This window comes from Streptomyces sp. NPDC038200 (assembly GCF_055600785.1).
The window spans coordinates 114,396-136,924 of sequence record NZ_JBVJYH010000015.1; the positions used below are offsets into that span (position 1 = coordinate 114,396).

The window sequence follows — 22,529 nt, forward strand, 5'->3', positions numbered from 1 at the left end:
GGGCGACGGTACCGTTCACCGTCATGCGCACCATCCTGATCACGGGCCCGGGCGGCAGCGGGCGTACCACCGTCGCCGCCGCGACCGCACTGCGTGCCGCGGCCGAAGGCGTTCGTACGCTCCTCCTCAGCGCCGACCACACCGACACCCCGGGCGTCGCACTGGGCACCGCGACGGGACCGGCGCCGACGGAGGTCGCGCCGCACCTCACCGCCTGGCGCCCGGACGCGGCCGACCGGTTCCGGCAGGACCTCACCGCCTTCCAGTCCCGCGCCGCGAACGTCCTGGACCTGCTCGGCGCCGCCCGCCTCGACGCCGAGGAGGTCACCCCGCTGCCCGGCGCGGAGGAACTGTCCTTCCTGCGCGCGCTGCGGGACGCGGCCCTCTCCGAGCGCTACGACCTCCTCGTCGTCGACCTCCCGCCCCTCCCGGCGGCCCTCACCCTGCTCGGCCTGCCCGAGGAGCTGCGCCGCTATCTGCGCCGCCTGCTCCCGCCCGAGCGACAGGCCGCCCGCGCCCTGCGCCCGGTCCTCGGCCGGCTGGCCGGCGTCCCCATGCCCGCCGACTGGCTGTACGAGACGGCGGCCCGCTGGGACGTCGAACTGGCCGCGGTCGAATCCGTCCTCACCGACCGGGACACCACCGTGCGCCTGGTCGCCGAACCCGGCCCGGCCGGCGCCGACGCCGTCCGCACCGCCACCCTCGGCCTCGCCCTGCGCGGCCTGCGCACCGAGGCCCTGATCGCCAACCGGACCCTGCCGGAGGCGGACGCCGGAGACCTCGCCCACCCGGCGCCCGATCCCCGCCCCGCACCGGGCCTCGCCCCCCTTCTGTCCCTCCTGGCCCAGCAGCGCAAGACGCTCGCCGACTGGTCGGAGTCGTACGACGTCCACGCCGTCCCGCACCTCGGCCGCGACCCGCAGGGCCCCGACGACCTCACCGCCCTCCACGTGCCCGCCGTCAACCCGGCGGCCACCCCGGTCGAGTGGCCGGTCACCGACCGGATCGCCGAGGACGGCGTGCTGGTCTGGCAGCTGCCGCTGCCCGGCGCGATACGGGACGAGCTGGACCTGATCCGGCGCGGCGACGAACTCCTGATCACCGCGGGCCCCTTCCGCCGGATCGTCCCGCTGCCCTCCGCCCTGCGCCGCTGCACGGTCGCCGGCGCCGCGCTGCGGGAGGGGGAACTGCGCATCCGCTTCGCCCCGGACCCGGACCTGTGGCCCGCCGCTCGCCGGTGAACGGAAAACGCCCGTTCGGGTAACGTCGTAAAGGCGAACCGTAGTCAGGAGCCGCCATGAGCGAAGAGCGCCCCGCATCCGAGGCCTTCGAGAAGGAGCAGGCGAGGGCGGCCGACGCCGACGCCTGGGCCACGGCCTGCGCCGAGGACCTCGCCGCCGAGAAGGCCCGCCGCCGCGCCGAGCACGGCCCGCCGCCGGGCTCCGCCGCCGAGGAACTGAAGAAGCTCGTGGACGCGGTGGCCGACAAGCTGTCCGGCCTCCCGTCACCGCTCCTCGGCAGCCTCGCCGGACCCGCCGCCCAGCAGGTGGTGCGGCAGGTCGTCCAGCAGGCGAAGGCCGCCGTGGAGCCCGTCGTGGAACGCAACCCGGACGTCTTCGACCACCTGGCCGCGGCCGGCGGCGAGCTGCTCGCCGCCTACCGCTCCGCCGTCCACCACCAGGAGCGGCGCTGGACCGCCCGCACGGCCGACCCGGCGGACGACCGGGCGGACCGGCGCGACCGGGGCGAGGGCACCGGCCCGGGGGAACGCATCGACCTGGACTGAAGCCCTCCCGGGGCAGGGCCTCGGGTACGGTTGGCCGTAGCGGGGCTCGACCGAAACTGAGGGATTCATGGGACTCACCATCGGCGTCGACATCGGCGGCACGAAGATCGCGGCCGGCGTGGTCGACGAGGAAGGCAACATCCTCTCGACCTTCAAGGTGCCGACCCCCACCACGCCCGAGGCCATCGTGGACGCCATCGCCTCGGCGGTGGAGGGGGCGCGCGCCGGGCACGAGATCGTCGGCGTGGGCATCGGTGCGGCCGGTTACGTGAACCGGCAGCGCTCCACCGTCTACTTCGCGCCCAACATCGACTGGCGCAACGAGCCGCTCAAGGAAAAGGTCGAGGCCCGCACCGGCCTCCCCGTCGTGGTCGAGAACGACGCCAACGCCGCCGCCTGGGGCGAGTACCGGTTCGGCGCCGGCAAGGGCCACCGCAACGTCATCTGCATCACGCTCGGCACCGGCCTCGGCGGCGGCATCATCATCGGCAACAAGCTGCGCCGCGGCCACTTCGGCGTGGCCGCGGAGTTCGGCCACATCCGGATGGTCCCGGACGGCCTGCTGTGCGGCTGCGGCTCGCAGGGCTGCTGGGAGCAGTACGCCTCCGGCCGCGCCCTGGTCCGGTACGCCAAGCAGCGTGCCAACGCCACCCCCGAGCGCGCCGAGGTGCTGCTGGCGCTGGGCGACGGCACCCCCGACGGCATCGAGGGCAAGCACATCTCGATGGCCGCCCGCCAGGGCGACCCCGTCGCCGTGGACTCCTACCGCGAGCTGGCCCGCTGGGCCGGCGCCGGCCTCGCCGACCTGGCCTCCCTCTTCGACCCGTCCGCGTTCATCGTCGGCGGCGGCCTCTCCGACGAGGGCGACCTGGTCCTCGACCCGATCCGCAAGTCGTACAAGCGCTGGCTGGTGGGCGGCAACTGGCGCCCGGTGGCCGACGTGATCGCTGCCCAGCTGGGCAACAAGGCGGGCATGGTGGGCGCGGCCGACCTGGCCCGGGAGCCCGACCCGGTCATGTAACGCTCGCCTTCCGAGCGCCCCGAGCCATGCGACGCCCGCGTCCCCGAGCGGCGTAGATTGACGGCATGGCAACCCCCCTGCTCCCCAACTCCCGTACGGAAGACGACGGTTCCGCGGTCATCAGGGTTCTGAGCTACAACATCCGCTCGATGCGCGACGACACCGCCGCCCTCGCCAGGGTGATCGCCGCCTGCGCCCCCGACCTGGTCCTCCTCCAGGAAGCCCCCCGCTTCTTCCGCTGGCGCAAGAAGCTCGCCCGCCTCGCGGCGGCCTCCGGCACGGTCGTCCTCACCGGAGGGGCGACGGCGGCGGGACCGGCGATCCTGTGCAGTCTGCGAGCCACCGTCGAACGCACGGAGGACGTCCTCCTCCCGCTCACCCCCGGGCTGCACCGGCGGGGCTTCGCGACCGCGGTGGTCCGCTTCGGCGGCGCCCGCCTGGGCGTGCTCAGCTGCCACCTCAGCCTCCAGCGGGACGAACGCCACGAGCAGGGCGGCATGCTCCTCGACCGCCTCGCCGGCCTGGGCGTGGAACACGCCGTCGCGGGCGGCGACCTCAACGAGCGCCCCGACGGCCGCACCTTCCGCCGGCTCGCCGAGAGCCTCCGGGACTGCCGTACGACCGCGCCCTGGGGCGGCGAGTTCACCTCCACCCCGGCCGATCCCCACCAGCGCATCGACGCGATCTTCGCCACCGAGGGCATCGAGGTCCTCGGCTGCGGTGTCCCCGTGGACCAGCCGGGCGTCACCCGGGACGACCTGACCGCGGCCACGGACCACCTCCCGGTGCTGGCCGCGCTCCGCGTCCCCGCGACCCGGCCGACCGCTTGAACTAAGTACAGGAATGCCCTTGCGCGTCCGTTCGCGGGCGCTCTACTGTCCTTCCTGTACTTAGTTCAAGTCCACGGCGAGTCCATGAAACGGCACCAGGGGGAACCGATGTCCCACACGGAACTGTCCGCGTCCGTCACGGCCGCGGCGAAGGAGTACGGGATACCGGGCGCCTGCGTCGGCGTCCTCACCGGCGGCCGGGAGAGCTACATCGCGCACGGGGTCACCAGCGCCGGCCACCCCCTGCCGGTCGACGAACACACGCTGTTCCACGTGGCCTCGGTGAGCAAGACCTTCACCTCGACCGCCCTCATGCGCCTGGTCGAGCAGGGGCGCGTGGACCTGGCCGCGCCGGTCCGCCGCTACGTCCCCGACCTGCGGCTCGCCGACGAGGAGGCCGCCGCGCGGATCACCGTGCTGCACCTCCTCAACCACACCGCGGGCCTGGACTGGAACCTGATCGACGCCGGCGGGTCCGACGGCTCGCTGGCCGCCTGGGTCGCCCGGCTGGACCGGCTGCCGCAGATCGCGCCGCCCGGCGCCCGCGCCTCCTACAGCCAGGCCGGCTACAACCTGCTCGGCCGGGTGATCGAGAACGTCACCGGAACGCCGTTCGAGAAGGCCCTGGCCGAGCTGCTGCTGAACCCGCTGGGCCTCGCCGACACCGTCTTCGACCTGGACGACGTCGTGGTCCGGCGCTTCGCCGTCGGCCACCACCGCACCGAGGACGGCGGCCTCGCCCCCGCCCGCCCCTGGAAGGCCTGGCCGGCCGGCGCCCGGGGCGACAACCCGGGCGGCGGCGTCGTCTCCTCGGCCGGCGATCTGCTGCGCTGGGCCCGGTTCCACCTCGGCGACGGGGAGGGCCTGCTCTCCGCCGGCACGCTCGACCGGATGAAGCGGCCGACGGTCGAGCTGCGGGGCAGCACGCTCGGCGACGGCTTCGGCATCTGCTGGTTCCTGCGCGACGTCGAAGGGGTCCGCACGGTCGGCCACGGCGGTTCGGGCAACGGGCAGTTCGCCGAGCTGCTGCTGGTGCCGGACCACGACTTCGCCGTCGTCTCGCTGGCCAACGCCGGCCCCGACGGCCATCTGTTCAACCAGAGCGTGGTCAAGCGCGCGCTGGAGCTGTACCTCGGCGTGGTCGAGCGGGAACCGGAGCCGCTGCCGTACGACGCGGCGCGGGCGCGGGAGGCCGCCGGGCGGTACGAGATCGACGCCATGTACCTGGACATCGCGGCCGAGGACGTCGCGGCCGGGGACATCGCGGCCGGGGAGGGCCGGCTCACGCTCGCCGTCGGCATCAAGCCGGAGATCCGTGCCGCCTCCGAGGCGGAGATGCCCCCGGACCACCCGGCCGCCGCGATCGGCTTCCTGCCCGGCGACGGCGACGAGTACCTCGTCACCGAGGGCGGCCTGAGGGGGCAGCGCGGATTCCTCTCCCGCGGCGCCGACGGCACGGTGACCGGCGTCGACCTGGCCGGCCGGTTCTTCGGGCGGGCGGCGGAGGCGGGCTGAGCGGCCGTCAGCGCGCGCCGAGGCCGTCGAGCAGGGCCCGCAGACCGGCCGCGAAGGTGCCCTCGGGCGCGGCGGCGTACTCGGTGGCCGCGGGCGTGTGCAGCCGTGCGCGCAGCCGGGGGAAGGGCTCGGCCGTCTCCGCCGCCCGCGCCAGCGTCTCCTTGAAGGCCCGCTCGGGGTCCCCGCCCGCCCGGCGCAGCTTGCGGGTCAGGGAGGCCGTGGCGGAGGCCCCGAGCGCATGGCCGAGAACGAAGGTGAAGACGGCACCCGCGGCGCGGTCGGCCTCCTCGGCGGTGCAGCCGGCGGTCTCGAAGACCCCGAGGAGATGGTCGTCGTAGCGGGACATGCCGGTGCCGTAGAGCAGGTGCGAGCTGATGGCCTGCACCAGCCAGGGATGGCGGACGAACATCGCGTACAGGCCGTCGGCCATCGCCGTGGCGGTGCCGCGCCAGTGGGCGGGGTCCAGCGGCGGCAGTTCGATCTCCCGCCACACATGGTCGGCGGCCATCAGCACCAGGTCGTCCTTGTTCTGGACGTGCCAGTAGACGGCCGTGGCGGCGACGCCGAGCCGCCGGCCCAGACTGCGCATGTTCAGGCCCTCGAGGCCCTCGTCGTCCAGCAGCTCCACCGCGGTCCGGACGATCGTCTCCGGGGTGAGCGTGTCGCGCGGCATGGGCCCACGATAGGTCACCGGGCCGCCGCCTGTACAAAGTTCAGGCGGCGGCCCGGCTCGTCCTTCCGCCGTCAGACCACGGCCCCGCGCCCCGGGTCCTCGTCCTCGTCGTCGTCCGTCCGCATCCGCGTCACCAGCGTCACGAAGCCGCCGAGGAAACCGCCGATGCCGGCGGTCGCCAGCCACCAGGTCATGTCCCAGCCGAGCAGCACGGCCAGCAGGAGCAGCACGGGGCCGCCGACCACCCCGAGCCAGGCGAACCTGGCCGTCGTGTCCGCGGTCGGCAGCGGGGGCGGCTCCGGCGGGACGAAGTGGCCCTCGTCCTCCTCGTCGAAGTCGTCGTCGGAGGGCTCGGCCGGCGTGAAGTCACGCGGGCCGACACCGGGCGCGAAGGCGACCGAGCCGCCCAGCGGCCGGGCGGCCTGCCGGTCCACGGAGTCGTCCGCGGCCCGCGGGGACTCGCTCTCCGGGTCCTTCACCGGGTTCGCCACCGGATCCTTCACCGGGTTCGCCACCGGGTCCTTCACCGGATCGACCGGCTTCGGCTCCGGGAGCGCGAGATCCTCCACCGGCCTGAAGGGCCGGGCCCCCGGCGGGTCCGGCGGCTCCGCGCCGTACCCGGCGACGATCGCCCGCCAGGCGGCGTCCTCGTCGAACGGCACCTCCTGCTTGTCCGGCTCGCGGTCCCCGCGGTCCTCACGGCCCTCGCGGTCCTCACGGCCCTCGCGGTCCTCACGGTCGGAGTCGTGCTCAGCCAACTGCGGCCGTCCCTTCCTTGCCGACACTGGGTGCGAGCCGGCCGATGAAGGCGAGGCTCTCCTCGAAGACCCGGTCCGCATCCACGTCCAACGTCGCGACGTGGTAGCTGTGTTCCAGCACGATCTCCGTGACATCCGTGGACGACACCCGGCCGAGCACCCGCGCCGAGTCGGCCGCCGGGACGACGTGGTCCTGGGCGCTGCGCAGCAGCAGCAACGGCTGGGTGACCTGGGGCAGCTCGCCGTCCAGCCGGCGCAGGCCCGCGCGCAGCGAGTGCGCCGCGTGCAGCGGCACCCGGTCGTAGCCCAGCTCCGCCGCGCCCTCCTTCGCTATGTCACTCGCGATGCCCTTGGTCGTCCGCACCAGATGCCGGGCCGCCGGCAGGGCGTACGCCGACAGGCCGTGCACCTTGTTCGCCGGGTTGACGACCACCGCGCCCACGACCTGCTCGCCGTGCCGGGCGGCGAGCCGGAGGGCCAGCGCCCCGCCCATCGACAGACCGCCGACGAACACCCGGGAGCAGCGCGCGGCCAGCGCGTGCAGCTCGCGGTCCACCTCCGCGTACCAGTCCTGCCAGGCCGTGAGCTGCATGTCCTCCCAGCGCGTGCCATGGCCGGGCAGCAGCGGCAGGGACACGGTCAGGCCGTGGGCCGCGTGGTGCTCCGCCCAGGGGCGCAGCGACTGGGGCGAGCCGGTGAAGCCGTGGCAGAGGAGAACCCCCACCTCCCCGCCCTCGTGGCGGTACGGCTCGGCTCCGGGGAGAACTGGCATGTGCTTCACCGTACGCGACCGCACTGACACCGACCAGGGTCGTCGGGCCCATTGACGGTCCTCCGGGTTAAGGTCTCCTCGACGCAAACAGGAGGCACACGGGTGTTGTACGGCACGATGAAGGTCGCCATCGGGGGCCCGCTGAAGGTCGCCTTCCGGCCTTGGGTGGAGGGCCTGGAGAACATTCCGGCCACGGGTGCCGCCATCCTGGCCAGCAACCATCTGTCCTTCTCGGACTCGTTCTTCCTGCCGGCCGTGCTGGACCGCAAGGTCACCTTCATCGCCAAGGCCGAGTACTTCACGACCCCCGGCGTGAAGGGCCGGCTCACCGCGGCCTTCTTCAAGGGGGTCGGTCAGCTCCCGGTGGACCGCTCCGGGGCGCGCGGCGCCGGCGAGGCGGCGATCAAGAGCGGTATAGAGGTGCTGGAGCGCGGCGAGCTGTTCGGCATCTACCCCGAGGGCACCCGCTCGCCCGACGGCCGGCTGTACCGGGGCAAGCCCGGCGGGCTCGCGCGCGTGGCCCTCGCCACCGGCGCGCCGGTCATCCCGGTCGCCATGATCGACACGGAGAAGATCCAGCCGCCCGGCAAGGTCGTGCCGAAGCTGATGCGGCCCGGCATCCGCATCGGCGAGCCCATGGACTTCAGCCGCTACCAGGGCATGGAGCACGACCGGTTCGTGCTGCGCGCCCTGACCGACGAGGTCATGTACGAGATCATGAAGCTCTCCGGCCAGGAGTACGTCGACATGTACGCCACCGCCGCCAAGCGGCAGATCGCGGAGGCGGCCAAGGCGGCGAAGGAAGCGGAGAAGGCCGGGAAGGCCGAGAAGAAGGCCGATTCGTAGGACGGGCACGGCGAGGCGGGGGAAACGGGGGGACCGGGGGAGATGCCCAAGCGCGAGCGCGTCATGCGGATGTCGGTCGAGCTGCCGCTGTGGCGTGCGCTCGCCGGATACCGCGTCCTGACCATGCTGTACGCGATCGGCCTGTGCGCCACCGCGTACGACCAGTTCGCCCGGCCCTGGGTCGCCGTCGCCTACTACGCCGTCCTGGCCGTGTGGACCCTCGCCACCCTGCCCAAGGTCTCCGGCGCGGCCAGCTGCACCAAGCGCTTCCTGGTCGTCGACCTGGCCGTCGCCCTCGGGGGCATCCTGCTCACCCCGCTCGCCGACAGCCACCGCCGGATCGCCGACGGCGGTCCCACGCTGCCGTCGATATGGACCGCCGGCGCGGTGCTGGCCTTCGCCATCAAGGGCGGCTGGCGCTGGGCGGCCGTCGCCTCCACGGCCGTGGCGGCCGTCAACCTGGTCGAGCGCGGCCACCCCGCCCGGGACACCGTGCACAACGTGATCCTGGTCTGGGTGGCCTCCATCGCCATCGGCTACGTCGTGGAGGTGGCCCGCGCCTCCGAGCGCACGCTCGCCCGCGCGCTGGAGATCGAGGCCGCGACCCGGGAACGGGAGCGGCTGGCCCGGGACATCCACGACAGCGTGCTGCAGGTGCTGGCCATGGTGAAGCGGCGGGGCGCGGCCCTCGGCGGGGAGGCGGCCGAGCTGGGCCGGCTGGCCGGAGAGCAGGAAGTCGCCCTGCGCACCCTGGTGTCGGGCGGGCTGGTGCCGGTGTCCCGGGTCTCGGAGGACCTCGCCGCCGGCGCCGTCGTCCGCGCGGTGGACGAACCGGACGACGACGGTCCGGTCGATCTGCGCCTGCTGCTCGCCCCCTACGCGTGCGCCCGGGTGAGCCTGGCCGAACCCGGTGCCCCCGTGCCGCTGCCGCCGGCCGCGGCCCGCGAGGTGGCCGCGGCGGTCGGGGCCGCCCTGGACAACGTCCGCCGGCACGCCGGCGAGGACGCCCGGGCCTGGATCCTGGTCGAGGACGAGCCGGACGGGATCGTCGTGACCGTCCGGGACGACGGCCCCGGCATCCCCGAGGGCCGGCTCGCCCAGGCCGAGGGCGAGGGCCGGCTCGGGGTGGCCCTGTCCATCCGGGGGCGGCTGCGCGATCTCGGCGGCAGCGCCGAGATCGTCTCCGTGCCCGGACAGGGCACGGAAGTCGAACTGAAGGTACCGAAGGGCGCCGAGCGGGCGCGGGGGAAGAAGGCGGAGCAGCGATGACACAGCAGCAGGACCCGATCAAGGTCATGGTGGTGGACGACCATCCCATGTGGCGTGACGCGGTCGCCCGTGACCTGGCCGAGTCCGGCTTCCAGGTGGTCGCCACCGCCGGCGACGGCGAGCAGGCCGTCCGCCGCGCCAGGGCCGCCGCCCCCGACGTCCTCGTGCTGGACCTCAACCTGCCCGCCAAGCCCGGCGTCCAGGTGTGCAAGGAACTGGTCGGCCACAACCCGGCGTTGCGCGTGCTGGTCCTCTCGGCGAGCGGTGAGCACGCGGACGTGCTGGAGGCCGTGAAGTCCGGCGCGACCGGCTATCTGCTGAAGTCGGCCTCCACCGAGGAACTGCTGGACGCGGTGCGCCGTACCGCCGTGGGCGACCCGGTGTTCACGCCGGGCCTCGCCGGGCTGGTCCTCGGCGAGTACCGGCGGCTGGCCGCCGAGCCCGCACCCGCCCCGGACGCCGACGAGCCCGGCGCGCCCCGGCTGACGGAGCGGGAGACGGAGGTGCTGCGGCTCGTGGCGAAGGGCCTGAGCTACAAGCAGATCGCCGAACGCCTCGTCATCTCCCACCGCACGGTGCAGAACCACGTCCAGAACACCCTCGGCAAGCTCCAGTTGCACAACAGGGTCGAGCTGGTCCGGTACGCCATAGAGCGCGGACTCGACGAGGAGTAGAGCCGGTTCCCGGCGCAACGCGCCCGAATCACCCTTCCCGCCTCTCCCGATGTGACGCGAATCACCATTAGCGTGACTGAGCGTCAGGCAGCTGTGGCGAAGGGACATTTCCATGCGGGTCGGAGTACTCACCGGAGGCGGCGACTGCCCCGGGCTCAACGCCGTCATCCGGGGCGTCGTACGCAAGGGCGTGCAGGAGTACGGCTATGACTTCGTCGGCTTCCGGGACGGCTGGCGAGGCCCCCTCGAAGGCGACACCGTACGCCTCGACATCCCCGCGGTGCGCGGCATCCTGCCCCGCGGCGGCACCATCCTCGGCTCCTCGCGGACCAACCCCCTCAAGGTGGAGGGCGGTATCCGCCGCATCAAGGAGAACCTCGCCAAACAGGAGGTCGAGGCCCTCGTGGCGATCGGCGGCGAGGACACCCTGGGCGTCGCCGCGCGCCTCTCCGACGAGTACGGCATGCCCTGCGTGGGCGTGCCGAAGACCATCGACAACGACCTGTCCGCCACCGACTACACCTTCGGTTTCGACACCGCCGTCAACATCGCCACCGAGGCCATCGACCGGCTGCACACCACCGCCGAGTCCCATATGCGGGTCCTCGTCTGCGAGGTGATGGGGCGTCACGCCGGGTGGATCGCACTGCACTCGGGGCTCGCCGGCGGCGCCAACGTCATCCTCATCCCCGAACAGCGCTTCGACCTCGACCAGGTGTGCGCCTGGATCACCTCCCGCTTCAAGGCGTCGTACGCCCCGATCGTCGTCGTCGCCGAGGGCGCCATGCCGAAGGACGGCGACGTGGTCCTCAAGGACGGGTCGCTCGACTCCTTCGGGCACGTCCGGCTGTCCGGGGTCGGCGAGTGGCTGGCCAAGGAGATCGAGAGGCGCACCGGCAAGGAGGCCCGCACCACGGTCCTCGGGCACATCCAGCGCGGCGGCACCCCCAGCGCCTTCGACCGCTGGCTCGCCACCCGCTTCGGCCTGCACGCCATCGACTGCGTCCGCGACGGCGACTTCGGCAAGATGGTCGCCCTGCGCGGCACCGACATCGTCCGCGTTCCGATCTCCGAGGCCACGGCCAGGCTGAAGACGGTGGACCCCGAGCTGTACCGGGAGGTCGGCGTCTTCTTCGGCTGACGGCGGCCCCCCGGCGGCTACACGGTCGTGCGGCGCAGCCGGCCGACCAGCTCCCGTACGACCGTGGCCCCGTCCAGCGTCAGGACCGACTCCGGGTGGAACTGCACACCGGCGAAGCCCGGCCCGCGAACGGCGTGCACCTCGCCGTTCGCGGCCCGGCTCACCTCGACGCCGTGCGCGGCCAGCTCCTCCGCCTCCTCGTCGGCGCAGGTCGCCACGAAGCTGTTGTAGAAGCCCACGGTCTCGCTCCGCCCGAACAGGTCGATCTCCGTCTGCGCGCCCTGGTGGGGCACTTCCTTCCGGGCGATCGCCAGCCCCAGCTCCGCCGCGATCAGCTCGTGCCCGAGGCAGACGCCCAGCACACCGTGCCGGTGCGTCCGGATCACCTCGGCCGTGAGGCCGCGCAGCAACCGCATCTTGGGGTCGTCGAGGTCACGGGGGTCGCCCGGGCCGGGACCGAGGACGACCGGCCCCTCGTGCGCGAGCACCGCCCCCCGCAGTCCGGGCTCGTCGTACCGGCGGACGGTGACGTCCAGCCCGCTCGACCGCAGCACATGGGCGAGCATCGCCGTGAACGTGTCCTCGCCGTCGATCATCAGGGCGTGCCCCGCCAGGTCCGCCGACCGCTCCTGCATCCGCAGCCAGAACGGCGCCAGCGACGAACGGCGCCCGTCCAGCGCGGCCCGCACCCGGGGGTCGTCGGCCAGCCGGGGCCGCTCCCGCTCCTCCCGCGGCCGGGACGGCCGTACCCCGAGGGCCGCCAGCACGCCCGCCGCCTTCGCGTGGGTCTCCGCCACCTCGCCCGCCGGGTCCGAGCCGCGCACGAGGGTCGCGCCGACCGGCACGCGCAGCCGGCCGTCCGCGGAGATGTCGGCGGTACGGATCAGGATGGGGGAGTCGAGGGTCTGCGCACCTCCGGAGTCCCGCCCCAGCAGCGCGAGGGCACCGGCGTAGTACCCGCGGCCCCCGGTCTCGTGGCGCTCGATCACCCGGCACGCGTTCTGCACCGGCGACCCGGTGACCGTCGCCGCGAACATGGTCTCCCGCAGCACGTCCCGCACGTCCAGGGAGGACTTCCCGCGCAGCTCGTACTCGGTGTGCGCGAGGTGCGCCATCTCCTTCAGCCGCGGGCCGACGACCACCCCGCCCCTGTCGCCGACGGTGCACATCATCTTCAGTTCCTCGTCGACGACCATGGACAGCTCCTCGATCTCCTTGCCGTCGGCGAGGAAGTCCAGCAGGTGCTCGGGCGTCGGACCCCCGGCGGGATAGCGGTACGTCCCGCTGATCGGGTTCATCACCACGGTCCCGCCGCTCATCCGGACGTGCACCTCCGGACTCGCCCCCACCAGCGTCCGGTCGCCGATGTGCACGACGAACGTCCAGTACGCGCCCCGCTCGCCCTCCAGCAGCCGCCGGAACAGCGCGAGCGCGTCGGCCCGGCCGAAGCCCTCGATCGCGCCCTCGTAGGTCCGCCGGATCACGAAGTTCGCGCCCTCGCCCCGGCCGATCTCCTCGCGCAGCACCCGCCCGACGATCTCGCCGTACTCCTCGTCCCCGACGTCGAAGCCCCCGCCCTCGACCCGCACCTCGTGCCCGGGGAGCCGGGACAGCGCCTCGGCGAGCGGGATCTCGTACGACTCCTGAGGGGTCAGCACCAGCAGCGGGGTGCCGTCGTCGCGGACGTCGAAGCCGCGCTCGCGGATCTGCCGGAACGGAACGAGGGCGAGCCCCTCGGCGGGCAGGTCGGCGAGCCGGTCACGGCTGGTCACCGGGCCGACCAGCACCTCCACCAGCTGCTCGTCGCGGCCCGGGGTGCGGCGGCGGAGCAGGGCGAAGGGGCGGGGGTCGTGCAGCAGCTGTGCCAGATCCATGGTTCCTCTTCTGCGGGTGAGGAGGAACGGCCCCGGGAAACGCCGAAGGCCGCCCCTCGGGCGGCCTTCGCGAAGTCTTGTTCGTACGCGCGATCAGCGGGCCGCCGGAGAAGCGGTCCACCACCAGTTCTGGATCGAATGCGCGAACATGGAGGAAACCCTACCCCACCCCTTCGGTGTCCACGGGGCAATCACTCCGTCTCACTCTTCGAGCCAGAGGAAAATACCGCCACATGACCCCGTAAGGTTTACGAGGTGACCGTGAACGCTAAGACCAGCCCGAGCGCTGGCAACACCTGGCGAGACCTGCCCGCGGCGCAGCAGCCCGAGTACCCCGACACCGAGGCTCTGCGCGCAGTGATCGCGGACCTCGAGTCGTATCCGCCGCTCGTCTTCGCGGGCGAGTGCGACCAGCTGCGCGCCCGGATGGCGGCCGTCGCCAAGGGAGAGGCGTTCCTCCTCCAGGGCGGCGACTGCGCCGAGGCGTTCGACGCGGTGTCCGCCGACCACATCCGCAACAAGCTCAAGACGCTGCTCCAGATGGGTGCCGTCCTGACCTACGCGGCCTCCGTGCCCGTGGTCAAGGTCGGCCGGATCGCGGGGCAGTACTCCAAGCCCCGCTCCAAGCCGACCGAGACCCGCGACGGCGTCACCCTCCCGGTGTACCGGGGCGACTCCGTCAACGGTTTCGACTTCACCGAGGCCAGCCGGATCCCGGACCCCGAGCGGCTGAAGCGCATGTACCACGCGTCGGCCTCCACGCTGAACCTGGTGCGTGCCTTCACCACCGGCGGCTACGCCGACCTGCGCCAGGTGCACGCCTGGAACCAGGACTTCGTGAAGACCTCGCCGTCGGGCCAGCGCTACGAGCAGCTGGCGCGGGAGATCGACAACGCGCTGAACTTCATGCGGGCCTGCGGCACGGACCCGGAGGAGTTCAAGACCGTCGAGTTCTTCTCCTCGCACGAGGCGCTGCTGCTGGACTACGAGTCCGCCCTGACCCGGGTCGACTCCCGCACCGGCAAGCTGTACGACGTCTCCGGCCACATGGTGTGGATCGGTGAGCGCACCCGGCAGCTGGACCACGCGCACATCGAGTTCGCCTCGAGGATCCGCAACCCCATCGGCATCAAGCTCGGCCCGACCACCACGGCCGAGGAGGCGCTCCAGTACATCGACCGCCTCGACCCCGAGCGGGAGCCGGGCCGGCTGACCTTCATCGTCCGTATGGGCGCCGGCAAGGTCCGCGACAAGCTCCCCGAGCTGGTCGAGAAGGTCACGGCGTCCGGCGCGACGGTGGCCTGGGTGACCGACCCGATGCACGGCAACACCTTCGAGGCGGCCTCCGGGCACAAGACCCGCCGTTTCGACGACGTGCTGGACGAGGTCAAGGGCTTCTTCGAGGTCCACAAGGCGCTCGGCACCCACCCGGGCGGCATCCACGTGGAGCTGACCGGTGACGACGTCACCGAGTGCGTGGGCGGCGGCGACGAGATCTTCGTCGACGACCTGCACCAGCGCTACGAGACGGCCTGCGACCCGCGGCTGAACCGCAGCCAGTCGCTGGACCTGGCGTTCCTGGTGGCGGAGATGTACCGGGACCAGTAGGCGTCCTCTGGGGCGCGGATCACACAGGATCCGCGCCCCTTCTCCTTTTGCGGCCTCCGGAGGATGGGTAAGGTTAGGTTTGCCTCACCGAGAACGGGACGGCAGTAGGACAACGATCCCGTTGGGAGGTGCATCCGCGTGTACGTCTGCAGCTGCTTCGGCATCACCGAGGACCAGGTCAAGGAGCATGCGGGGAACGGCGCCTGCACCCCGCGCCAGATAGCCTCCGCCAGCAAGGCCGGTACCGACTGCGGCTCGTGCGTGCGCCGGATCCAGGCCCTCCTCGGCCGGGGGGCCTGCCCCCGCCGGGAACTGATCGACCGGCGCGCCCCGGCGCTGGACCGGCTGGACGACGCCGCCTGAGGCCGGTGGTCGCGGCGGCTCAGTTCTTGAAGCCGCCGGTGCCCGGTCCCGAGGGGTCGGGCTGGCTCTGCTCGATCAGGGTCGAGAGGTAGAGCGCCTCACCCAGTTTGTCCACGAGTTCCAGCTGGGTGTCCAGGTAGTCGATGTGGTGCTCCTCGTCGGCCAGGATGGCCTCGAAGATGTTCGCCGACGTGATGTCGTCCTTCTCCCGCATCACCTGGACGCCCCGGCGCAGCCGGTCGATGGCCTCGACCTCGATCTGCCGGTCCGCCTGGAACATCTCGGTCACCGTCTGCCCGACCCGGACGTGGAAGAGCCGCTGGTAGTTCGGCAGGCCGTCGAGCAGCAGGATCCGGTCGGTGAGGACCTCCGCGTGCCGCATCTCGTCGAACGACTCGGCCCGCGTGTACTCGGCGAGCTTCGTCCACCCCTTGTGGTCCTGCAGCTTGGAGTGCAGGAAGTACTGGTTGATCGCGGTCAGCTCGGCGGTCAGCTGTTCGTTGAGCAGCTCGATGACCTCGGGGTCGCCTTGCATGCGACGTGCTCCTTCCGGACAACGGGTGTCGGTCGATTGCGCCGCATGATTGCACTGCCGGTGAAGATCGTCCAGTAAGTGCATACTTAGTAAATAAGTGCTTGCTTGCCCGAGTTGTCCGCTTGGTCGAGTGATGGTCAAGGGCACTGCCCGAGGTCTGTCAGGATGGATACATGGGGCATCCGGTGGAGCGAGAGTCTGGGGCAGCGGCAGGGTCCGAGCTTCCGCCGGGTCAGCGGCTCCAGCGTGGCTGGCCGGTCACGCACTACGGGCCCGTCCCGAAGTTCCGGCCCGAGCGCTGGGAGTTCCGCGTCTTCGGCGCCACCGCCGGCGCCGGCAAGCTCACCTGGAACCACGAGGAGTTCACGGCCCTGCCGTACGCGACCGTGGTGGCCGATCTGCACTGCGTGACGAAGTTCAGCATGGTCGGCGCGGAGTGGGGCGGGGTCCCGGCCCGCGCCATCCTGGACCTGGCCCCGCCGGCGCCGGACGTCACCCATGTGATGGTCTGGGCGGAGTACGGCTTCAGCTCGAATCTGCGCCTGTCGGACTTCGCTTCCGACCGCGCGATCTTCGCCACCCACAAGGACGGCGAGCTGCTCACCGCCGAGCACGGCTTCCCGGTCCGCCTGGTCGTCCCCCACCTGTACGCCTGGAAGGGCCCCAAGTGGGTCCGGGGTGTGGAGTACATGACCGCCGACCGCCGCGGCTTCTGGGAGGAGCGCGGCTACCACAACATCGGCGACCCCTGGAAGGAACAGCGCTACTCCTACCAGGAAGAGCCCGGGGAAGGCCCCGAGCTCTGATCCTGCCCCTCCCGCCGGGGAGGGCCCGGGTGCGGCCCGGGCTGTGCTCCCGGTCGGCTCAGTGGTGGTACCGGTGCACCACCGCGTGCCCCTTGCCCCGGCCGATCATCCACTTGTTGACCGGCGTGGTCACGGTGAAGGCGATCACGAACGAGACCGCGAGCGAGATCCAGAACAGCGCGTCGCCCAGCGTGGCGTCCATCGCCGACGGCCAGATCAGGATCACCCCGTTGTCGATCAGCTCCATCACGGCGATGGACAGGGTGTCCGCGGCCAGTGCCACCCGGAGGGCGGTACGGAGGTCGACGTCCGCCTTCAGCACCCCGCGCAGGGTGAGCGAGTAGCCGAAGAAGAAGGCCAGCACGATCGCCGTGATCATCGTCGGCAGGTTTCCCCAGCCGAGCGCCGTGCCGATGACCATGCCGAGCACCTCGCCGATGGCGCAGCCGGTGAGGCAGTGCAGGGTGGCCTGGGCGGCCATGGTCCAGGTGGCGGCGGACGCCTGGTGGTGTCCGTGTGCCGAATGTGCGGCGTGTGTGGTGTGTGCCGAATGTTCCGCGTGTGCCTCGTGCTGCATGACTGCCCCCATGTCAGGTAACGGTTCCTGTACCCGACAGGAACCGTATACCCCCCTGGGGTATTCCCCAAGGCTCAGCCCGCGCGCAGTTTCTTCAGCCGCTCCACGTCCGCCGCGTGCCCCTCCTTGCCGCCGGGCGTCTCGATGACCAGCGGGACACCGGCGGTCGCGGGGTGGGTCATGAGCGCCCGGAACGGGTCCTCGCCGATATGGCCGGAGCCGATGTTCTCGTGCCGGTCCTTGTGCGCGCCCACCACGTCCTGGGAGTCGTTGGCGTGGATCAGCTTCAGCCGGCCCTCGCCCACGGCGTCCACCAGCAGATCGAGGGTCTGGTGCATGCCGCTCGGCCCGGTCAGATCGTGCCCGGCGGCGAAGATGTGGCAGGTGTCCAGGCACACGCCCAGCTTCGGGTGGGCGTCCAGCGCCTCGAAGTACGGTCCGAAGTCCCAGGTGCGCGAGCACAGCGAGGCGCCCTGCCCGGCGGTCGACTCCAGCAGCAGGAACGGGTCGTCGTCGTGGGTCAGCTCGTCCAGCAGCGGCAGCATGTGCGTGCGCACCTGCTTCAACGCCACCTCCCGCGCCCGCCCGCCGGTCGCGCTCCCGGTGTGCACCACCACACCCCGCGCGCCGATCTCCCGTCCGCGCCGCAGCGAATGCCTCAGCGACTCCACCGACCGCTCCACGGTCGCCTCGGTGTGCGAGCCGAAGTTGATCAGATACGGAGCGTGGACGTACGCCGGGATCGACTCCTCGGCGCAGGCCGCGCGGAACGCCTCGTCCTGCCGCGGATTCCCGGCGGGCGTCGCCCAGCCGCGCGGATTGGCGACGAAGACCTGCACGGTCTCCGCCTGGAGGTCGCGGGCGTAGGACAGCCCGACGGAGTGCAGGCCCCCGGCCACGGGCACATGGCCGCCGACCGGGTTGCGGGGGAGGGAGGACTGAACGGGACTCACCCGTTCAGGGTGTCATGTCCGCCCCCGCGCCCGGACCGCGGTGCCCGGTGAATCGGGTCACCGGATGGTGATCACCGGATGGTGGTCACCGGATGGTGGTCACCGGATGGTGATCGTGATCGTCGAGCCCTTGGGCGCCGTGTCACCGCCGTCCACCGACTGCTCCTTCACGGTGTCGCCGAACAGCCCCAGCAGCCCGCGGTCCTCGTCGACCTGGAAGCCGGCGCCCTCCAGTGCCTCGTGGGCGTCGTCCACGCTGTCCCCGACCACGTCCGGGACCTCGACCATCTCCGGGCCCTTGGACAGCGTCAGCGTGACGGTGTCGCCCTCGGCGGCCTCGCTTCCGTCACCGGGGCTCTGCGTGGCGACCTTGCCCTTGTCGAACTCGGAGTTGACCCGCGCGGTGGCCACCTTCACCTTCAGCCCGGCGTCCGTCAGCTCCTCCTTCGCGCTGTCCAGGTCGTCGCCGGTGACGTCCGGCACGTCGATCGGGCTGCCCTTGCTGACGACCAGCGCGATCGCCGAGCCCGCGTGCCGCTTGGTGCCCGCGTCCGGCGTCGTGCGGATCACCGAGCCCTTGTCGACGTCGTCGCTGAACTCGCGGGTGACCATGCCCGGCTCCAGGCCGTCCGCCTTCAGCCGTGCCCGCGCCTTGGCGAGCGGCTGTCCCGCCACGTTCGGCACGTTCACCGTCTCCGGTCCCAGCGACACGGTCAGCGTCACCGCGTCGTGGTCGCGGATCCGCGCGCCGGGCGCCGGGTCGCTGCCGATCACCGTGCCGCGCTCGACGGTGTCGCTGTAGGCGTGCTTGACCTGGCCGACCTCGAGCCCGGCCGCCTTCAGCCGGTCCTCCGCCTTCGACTCGGTCTGCGCCAGCAGCGGCGGCACCTTGGTGAACTGGCCGGAGTTGATGTACCAGATCCCGGTGCCCACGCCGAGCACCACCAGGACGGCCGCGATCACGGCCAGCACCGCGCGCGGGGGCCGTGCCGGGCGCCGGCGGGACGGCACGGGCGGGTTGCCGAAGCGGGCGGTGCGGTCGATGCCGTCCGCCGGGGCGCCCTCGAACGCGTCCTCGTTCACCGACAGCGGCCGGGGCACGGTCAGCGCGCGCGGGATCACACTCGTCCGGTCCTCGGCGTTGTCGTGGTCCGCGGTGAGCGCCTGCGGCGGCAGCGCGTCCAGCTGCGCCTCGGTCAGCGTCTGCCGGGCCTCGCGCACCCGGGCGAGCAGCGCCACGGCGTCGTGCGGGCGGATGTCCGGGGTGCGCGCGGTGGCCGACGCCACCAGCTCGTCGAGTTCGAACGGCAGCCCCGGCACGAGCGCCGAGGGCGGCGGCACGTCCTCGTGGATGTGCTTGTAGAGGACCTGGGCCGGGGACTCACCGGCGTGCGGCTTGGTGCCCGTCAGCATCTCGTACAGGACCACTCCGCATGCGTACACGTCGACACGCGGGTCGGTGGTGCCCTGCTCTATCTGCTCGGGCGCGAGATAGGAGACGGTTCCGAGCACGGCACCCGTGGTGCTGGTCACCGTGTCCACGGAGCGCACCAGCCCGAAGTCGGCGACCTTGACCCGGCCGTCGTCTCCTATCAGCACGTTCTCGGGCTTCATGTCGCGGTGTACGAACCCGGCCCGGTGCGCGGCGCCGAGCGCGGCGAGCACCGGCTCCAGGATGTCCAGTGCGGCCCGCGGCTGCACGGCGCCCCGCTCCCGCAGCACGTCCCGCAGGGTGCATCCGGCGATGTACTCCATCGCCAGGTAGACGTACGACCCGTCGGTCCCCTGGTCGAAGACCTGCACCACATTGGGGTGGTCGAGCCGGGCGACGGACTTCGCCTCCCGGATGAACCGCTCGACGAACGAACCGTCCACCGCGAGCGTCGGGTGCATCACCTTCAGGGCGAGCACGCGGTCCAGGCGGGTGTCCAGGGCCCGGTAGACCGTGGCCATCCCGCCGGCCGCGATGCGCGCGTCGACGCGGTACCGGCCGTCGAGCACCTGCCCGACGAGGGGGTCCTGAAGGGTCGTATCCACGAGAGGGGAGTCTACGAGGAAGGACCGACACGACCGCCCCGCCCACCGGCTTCGGAGCGGGACTGAAGCCGACCTGTGACGCGATGCACGCACGCGCGTGCGACGACCCCGCACGCGCGCCCCTCGGCCCCCCGACGGCGCCGGTTCCCGACGCATGCCGGGCGAGCGAGGGGCGGCTCCGGCGTGCGGGGGGTCAGAACGCGGGGCGCTCGGGATCCAGCACGGCCAGGCCCGCCGCGGGGGACGACGCCTCCGCGAGATACCGCCGCGGGATCCGCCCCGCCGACCGAGCCAGCCGGCCCCCTTCCACCGCGAGCCGCATGGCGGCGGCCATCCGCTCCGGGTCCTGCGCCCGCGTCACCGCCGACGCCAGCATCACCCCCGCACACCCCAGCTCCATCGCCAGCGCCGCGTCGGACGCCGTACCGGCCCCCGCGTCCAGGATCACCGGCACGCGCGCGTGCTCCACGATCAGCTGGAAGTTGTGCGGGTTGCGGATGCCCAGCCCGGAGCCGATCGGCGAACCGAGCGGCATGACCGCCGCGCAGCCGACGTCCTCCAGCTTCCGCGCGAGCACGGGGTCGTCGTTGGTGTACGGCAGCACCGTGAAGCCGTCGTCGACCAGGGTCTCCGCCGCGTCCAGCAGCTCCACCGGGTCCGGCAGCAGCGTCCGCTCGTCGGCGATGACCTCCAGCTTGACCAGGTCCGTGCCCAGCGCCTCCCGGGCGAGCCGGGCGGTCAGCACGGCCTCGCCGGCGGTGAAGCAGCCCGCCGTGTTCGGCAGCACCCGGATGCCGAGCTTCTCCAGCACCGACAGCACCGAGCCGTGCACGGCGGGGTCCACCCGGCGCATCGCGACCGTCGTCAGTTCCGTGCCGGAGGCGACCAGCGCCCGCTCCAGCACCTCCAGGCTCGGCGCCCCGCCCGTGCCCATGATCAGCCGGGACGAGAAGGTCAGGTCTCCGAGGACCAGGGGATCGTCGGCCATGGCTCAGCCTCCCTGTACGGCGGTGAGTACTTCGACCCGGTCGCCCTCGGCGAGGGCGGTCGTCGCCCATTCCGCCCGCGGGACGACGGTTTCGTTGACGGCGGCGGCCACCCCGCGCGGCGCCGCGGTGAGGGTGTGCACCAGCGCGTCCAGCGCGGTGCCGGGCGCGACCTGGCGGGGCTCGCCGTTGACGGAGACGGTGACGGAGGGGTTCATGCGGGCTGCTCCAGCTGCTCCAGGGCGGCACCGAAGCGCCGCGGGGTGAAGGGACGTGCCTCTGCGGGGAGTCCACCGGTGACCAGGGTGTGCGCCAGCACGTCCCCGGTGACCGGCGTGAGCAGCACCCCGTTGCGGTAGTGCCCGGTGGCCAGCAGCAGCCCGGCCAGGCCGGACGGGCCGAGTAGCGGCGCGTTGTCGGGGGAGCCGGGGCGCAGCCCGGCCCGGGTCTCGGTGAGCGGCAGCTCGGTGATGCCGGGCACCAGCTCGTGGGCGTCGCGCAGCAGCTCGTACACGCCGCCGGCCGTGACCGTCGTGTCCCAGCCCAGTTCCTCGCTGGTGGCGCCGACCACCAGTTCGCCGTTCTCCCGGGGCACCAGGTAGACCTGGCTGCCGCGCACCACGGCCCGCACGGTCCGGCTCAGGAACGGCGCGTACCGGCGCGGCACGGTCAGCCGCAGCACCTGCCCCTTCACCGGCCGCACCGGAGGCAGCAGCTCGTCCGGCACACCCGCGAGCCGCCCGCTCAGGCTTCCGGCGGCGAGGACCACCCGCTCCGCGCGCAGTGCGGTGCCGTCCGCCGTGGTGACGCCCACGGCCCGGTCCCCCGCGACGTCCAGCCGCTGCGCCCACGCGCGGTGGAACACCACCCCGGACCGCTCGCAGGCGGTCACCAGGGCCGCCGCCAGCCGGCGCGGGTCGATCTGGTGGTCCTCGTCGACCCGCAGCCCGCCGCGCACCCCCGGTGCGAGCATCGGCTCCAGACGGCGGCACTCCCGCCCGGACAGCCACTCGGACGTGAGCCCCGAGCGCTGCTGGAGCGCGTGCAGTTCGCGCAGGTGGGCGCGGTCGTCGGCGTCCAGCGCGACGGCGAGGGTGCCGCAGCGGCGGTAGCCGAGGTCCTGGCCGGTCAGTTCGGTCAGCTCGGCCACGAAGGCCGGGTAGCGGCGGGCCGACTCCAGGTTCAGGGCGAGCAGGGTCTCCTCGCCGTAGTGCAGCTCGGTGACCGCGGCCAGCATCCCGGCCGCGACCTGCGCGGCCCCGCCCCCGGGCTCGGGATCCACCACGGCCGTGGCGAGCCCGCGCTGCGCCGCCCGCCAGGCCGTGACCAGGCCGATGATTCCGCCCCCGACGACGAGGACGTCGGACGTACGTGAGGACATGGGCGTCCAGCCCCTCCCTTCGCCGGCATGACCCGGATCAGGTTCGTACGGTCGGAGGCCGCCAGCCTCCCTCTCAGCCCGGTGCGTCCGGGCTCCCGCGTGTGCTTGTACGGTGGCCACCCTA

24 protein-coding genes and 1 riboswitch are annotated in these 22,529 nt (G+C 72.7%); of the genes, 12 read left to right on the forward strand and 12 right to left on the reverse strand.

Translation table 11 applies throughout. The annotated features are described in order from the left end of the window. Positions 1-23: 23 nt before the first annotated feature. The 5 genes from ACZ7KF_RS27565 to ACZ7KF_RS27585 all read left to right on the forward strand — a co-directional run bounded on the left by ACZ7KF_RS27565 (position 24) and on the right by ACZ7KF_RS27585 (position 5,152). Positions 24-1,241, forward strand: coding sequence for an ArsA family ATPase (locus ACZ7KF_RS27565; RefSeq protein ID WP_471080396.1), 1,218 nt, complete (start codon positions 24-26; stop codon positions 1,239-1,241). A gap of 56 nt (positions 1,242-1,297) precedes the next feature. After that, positions 1,298-1,786 (forward strand): DUF5304 domain-containing protein, encoded by a 489-nt coding sequence (locus ACZ7KF_RS27570; protein WP_471080399.1) that lies wholly within the window; start codon positions 1,298-1,300, stop codon positions 1,784-1,786. Positions 1,787-1,853: 67 nt separating this feature from the next. Beyond that, positions 1,854-2,807 (forward strand): ROK family glucokinase, encoded by a 954-nt coding sequence (locus ACZ7KF_RS27575; RefSeq protein ID WP_030605596.1) that lies wholly within the window; start codon positions 1,854-1,856, stop codon positions 2,805-2,807. Between the two features lie 65 nt (positions 2,808-2,872). Continuing rightward, the gene (locus ACZ7KF_RS27580) at positions 2,873-3,637 is read left to right on the forward strand and encodes an endonuclease/exonuclease/phosphatase family protein (protein ID WP_471080402.1); all 765 of its coding nucleotides are present in this window, start codon (positions 2,873-2,875) and stop codon (positions 3,635-3,637) included. 108 nt (positions 3,638-3,745) lie between these two features. Continuing rightward, positions 3,746-5,152: a serine hydrolase domain-containing protein gene (locus tag ACZ7KF_RS27585; protein WP_471080405.1), complete on the forward strand. Its 1,407-nt coding sequence runs from the start codon at positions 3,746-3,748 to the stop codon at positions 5,150-5,152. A 7-nt stretch (positions 5,153-5,159) separates the two neighbouring features. On the opposite strand, the gene ACZ7KF_RS27590 is transcribed toward ACZ7KF_RS27585, so the two are convergent. From ACZ7KF_RS27590 to ACZ7KF_RS27600, 3 genes are all read right to left on the reverse strand, one after another. Further along, positions 5,160-5,825 (reverse strand): TetR/AcrR family transcriptional regulator, encoded by a 666-nt coding sequence (locus ACZ7KF_RS27590; protein ID WP_471080408.1) that lies wholly within the window; start codon positions 5,823-5,825, stop codon positions 5,160-5,162. A 71-nt stretch (positions 5,826-5,896) separates the two neighbouring features. Continuing rightward, entirely contained in the window at positions 5,897-6,583 is a 687-nt protein-coding gene (locus ACZ7KF_RS27595; RefSeq protein ID WP_471080411.1) for a hypothetical protein, read from the reverse strand. Further along, entirely contained in the window at positions 6,576-7,355 is a 780-nt protein-coding gene (locus ACZ7KF_RS27600; protein ID WP_471080414.1) for an alpha/beta hydrolase, read from the reverse strand. Before ACZ7KF_RS27600 ends, ACZ7KF_RS27595 begins: the two co-directional genes overlap by 8 nt. A gap of 105 nt (positions 7,356-7,460) precedes the next feature. On the opposite strand from ACZ7KF_RS27600, the gene ACZ7KF_RS27605 reads away from it, so the two are divergent. From ACZ7KF_RS27605 to ACZ7KF_RS27620, 4 genes are all read left to right on the forward strand, one after another. After that, positions 7,461-8,201, forward strand: coding sequence for a lysophospholipid acyltransferase family protein (locus tag ACZ7KF_RS27605; RefSeq protein WP_471080755.1), 741 nt, complete (start codon positions 7,461-7,463; stop codon positions 8,199-8,201). A gap of 42 nt (positions 8,202-8,243) precedes the next feature. Beyond that, positions 8,244-9,470, forward strand: coding sequence for a MacS family sensor histidine kinase (macS, locus tag ACZ7KF_RS27610; RefSeq protein ID WP_471080417.1), 1,227 nt, complete (start codon positions 8,244-8,246; stop codon positions 9,468-9,470). Next, the gene (locus ACZ7KF_RS27615; protein ID WP_471080420.1) at positions 9,467-10,144 is read left to right on the forward strand and encodes a response regulator; all 678 of its coding nucleotides are present in this window, start codon (positions 9,467-9,469) and stop codon (positions 10,142-10,144) included. The genes macS and ACZ7KF_RS27615 overlap by 4 nt, the downstream gene beginning before the upstream one ends. A gap of 112 nt (positions 10,145-10,256) precedes the next feature. Next, the gene (locus ACZ7KF_RS27620) at positions 10,257-11,285 is read left to right on the forward strand and encodes a 6-phosphofructokinase (RefSeq protein WP_471080423.1); all 1,029 of its coding nucleotides are present in this window, start codon (positions 10,257-10,259) and stop codon (positions 11,283-11,285) included. Positions 11,286-11,302: 17 nt separating this feature from the next. Here ACZ7KF_RS27620 and ACZ7KF_RS27625 read toward each other — a convergent pair whose 3' ends face one another. Together ACZ7KF_RS27625 and ACZ7KF_RS27630 are read right to left on the reverse strand one after the other, a co-directional pair. After that, a complete protein-coding gene (locus ACZ7KF_RS27625; RefSeq protein WP_471080426.1) occupies positions 11,303-13,159 on the reverse strand; it encodes an anthranilate synthase family protein in 1,857 nt (618 codons plus the stop codon). Positions 13,160-13,252: 93 nt separating this feature from the next. After that, complete coding sequence (locus ACZ7KF_RS27630; RefSeq protein ID WP_189697087.1) at positions 13,253-13,309, reverse strand: trp operon leader peptide; 57 nt, start codon at positions 13,307-13,309, stop codon at positions 13,253-13,255. A gap of 105 nt (positions 13,310-13,414) precedes the next feature. Between ACZ7KF_RS27630 and ACZ7KF_RS27635 the strand changes: the two genes are divergently transcribed. After that, entirely contained in the window at positions 13,415-14,767 is a 1,353-nt protein-coding gene (locus ACZ7KF_RS27635) for a class II 3-deoxy-7-phosphoheptulonate synthase (RefSeq protein ID WP_471080429.1), read from the forward strand. 138 nt (positions 14,768-14,905) lie between these two features. After that, positions 14,906-15,130: a (2Fe-2S)-binding protein gene (locus ACZ7KF_RS27640; protein ID WP_471080431.1), complete on the forward strand. Its 225-nt coding sequence runs from the start codon at positions 14,906-14,908 to the stop codon at positions 15,128-15,130. A gap of 19 nt (positions 15,131-15,149) precedes the next feature. Here ACZ7KF_RS27640 and bfr read toward each other — a convergent pair whose 3' ends face one another. Then, positions 15,150-15,665, reverse strand: a complete 516-nt coding sequence (bfr, locus tag ACZ7KF_RS27645) for a bacterioferritin (RefSeq protein WP_471080432.1) — start codon at positions 15,663-15,665, stop codon at positions 15,150-15,152. A gap of 173 nt (positions 15,666-15,838) precedes the next feature. On the opposite strand from bfr, the gene ACZ7KF_RS27650 reads away from it, so the two are divergent. After that, on the forward strand, positions 15,839-16,471 hold the full coding sequence (locus tag ACZ7KF_RS27650) for a sulfite oxidase-like oxidoreductase (protein ID WP_471080434.1): 633 nt from the start codon (positions 15,839-15,841) through the stop codon (positions 16,469-16,471). A gap of 58 nt (positions 16,472-16,529) precedes the next feature. On the opposite strand, the gene ACZ7KF_RS27655 is transcribed toward ACZ7KF_RS27650, so the two are convergent. From ACZ7KF_RS27655 to thiO, 6 genes are all read right to left on the reverse strand, one after another. Further along, positions 16,530-17,048 carry a DUF4396 domain-containing protein gene (locus tag ACZ7KF_RS27655; protein ID WP_471080436.1) on the reverse strand — a complete coding sequence of 173 codons (519 nt, stop codon included), beginning with the start codon at positions 17,046-17,048 and terminating at the stop codon, positions 16,530-16,532. 74 nt (positions 17,049-17,122) lie between these two features. Further along, positions 17,123-18,001 (reverse strand): deoxyribonuclease IV, encoded by an 879-nt coding sequence (locus ACZ7KF_RS27660; RefSeq protein ID WP_471080438.1) that lies wholly within the window; start codon positions 17,999-18,001, stop codon positions 17,123-17,125. Between the two features lie 99 nt (positions 18,002-18,100). Further along, a complete protein-coding gene (gene pknB / locus ACZ7KF_RS27665; RefSeq protein WP_471080440.1) occupies positions 18,101-20,038 on the reverse strand; it encodes a Stk1 family PASTA domain-containing Ser/Thr kinase in 1,938 nt (645 codons plus the stop codon). Between the two features lie 193 nt (positions 20,039-20,231). After that, on the reverse strand, positions 20,232-21,026 hold the full coding sequence (locus ACZ7KF_RS27670) for a thiazole synthase (RefSeq protein ID WP_471080443.1): 795 nt from the start codon (positions 21,024-21,026) through the stop codon (positions 20,232-20,234). Between the two features lie 3 nt (positions 21,027-21,029). Further along, positions 21,030-21,242 carry a sulfur carrier protein ThiS gene (gene thiS / locus ACZ7KF_RS27675; RefSeq protein WP_471080446.1) on the reverse strand — a complete coding sequence of 71 codons (213 nt, stop codon included), beginning with the start codon at positions 21,240-21,242 and terminating at the stop codon, positions 21,030-21,032. After that, a complete protein-coding gene (gene thiO / locus ACZ7KF_RS27680; protein WP_471080449.1) occupies positions 21,239-22,405 on the reverse strand; it encodes a glycine oxidase ThiO in 1,167 nt (388 codons plus the stop codon). Before thiO ends, thiS begins: the two co-directional genes overlap by 4 nt. Continuing rightward, a riboswitch (TPP riboswitch) is annotated at positions 22,403-22,515 on the reverse strand. It overlaps the preceding gene by 3 nt. Between the last annotated feature and the right edge of the window lie 14 nt (positions 22,516-22,529).

Coding starts and splice junctions, on each gene's coding strand:
- ACZ7KF_RS27625 (WP_471080426.1), bottom strand. CDS start 13,159: ATGGATCTGGCACAGCTGCTGCACGACCCCCGCCCCTTCGCCCTGCTC.
- ACZ7KF_RS27570 (WP_471080399.1), top strand. CDS start 1,298: ATGAGCGAAGAGCGCCCCGCATCCGAGGCCTTCGAGAAGGAGCAGGCG.
- ACZ7KF_RS27655 (WP_471080436.1), bottom strand. CDS start 17,048: ATGCAGCACGAGGCACACGCGGAACATTCGGCACACACCACACACGCC.
- ACZ7KF_RS27565 (WP_471080396.1), top strand. CDS start 24: ATGCGCACCATCCTGATCACGGGCCCGGGCGGCAGCGGGCGTACCACC.
- ACZ7KF_RS27590 (WP_471080408.1), bottom strand. CDS start 5,825: ATGCCGCGCGACACGCTCACCCCGGAGACGATCGTCCGGACCGCGGTG.
- ACZ7KF_RS27670 (WP_471080443.1), bottom strand. CDS start 21,026: ATGGCCGACGATCCCCTGGTCCTCGGAGACCTGACCTTCTCGTCCCGG.
- ACZ7KF_RS27650 (WP_471080434.1), top strand. CDS start 15,839: ATGGGGCATCCGGTGGAGCGAGAGTCTGGGGCAGCGGCAGGGTCCGAG.
- thiS (WP_471080446.1), bottom strand. CDS start 21,242: ATGAACCCCTCCGTCACCGTCTCCGTCAACGGCGAGCCCCGCCAGGTC.
- ACZ7KF_RS27600 (WP_471080414.1), bottom strand. CDS start 7,355: ATGCCAGTTCTCCCCGGAGCCGAGCCGTACCGCCACGAGGGCGGGGAG.
- macS (WP_471080417.1), top strand. CDS start 8,244: ATGCCCAAGCGCGAGCGCGTCATGCGGATGTCGGTCGAGCTGCCGCTG.
- bfr (WP_471080432.1), bottom strand. CDS start 15,665: ATGCAAGGCGACCCCGAGGTCATCGAGCTGCTCAACGAACAGCTGACC.
- ACZ7KF_RS27585 (WP_471080405.1), top strand. CDS start 3,746: ATGTCCCACACGGAACTGTCCGCGTCCGTCACGGCCGCGGCGAAGGAG.
- ACZ7KF_RS27580 (WP_471080402.1), top strand. CDS start 2,873: ATGGCAACCCCCCTGCTCCCCAACTCCCGTACGGAAGACGACGGTTCC.
- ACZ7KF_RS27620 (WP_471080423.1), top strand. CDS start 10,257: ATGCGGGTCGGAGTACTCACCGGAGGCGGCGACTGCCCCGGGCTCAAC.
- ACZ7KF_RS27615 (WP_471080420.1), top strand. CDS start 9,467: ATGACACAGCAGCAGGACCCGATCAAGGTCATGGTGGTGGACGACCAT.
- thiO (WP_471080449.1), bottom strand. CDS start 22,405: ATGTCCTCACGTACGTCCGACGTCCTCGTCGTCGGGGGCGGAATCATC.
- ACZ7KF_RS27575 (WP_030605596.1), top strand. CDS start 1,854: ATGGGACTCACCATCGGCGTCGACATCGGCGGCACGAAGATCGCGGCC.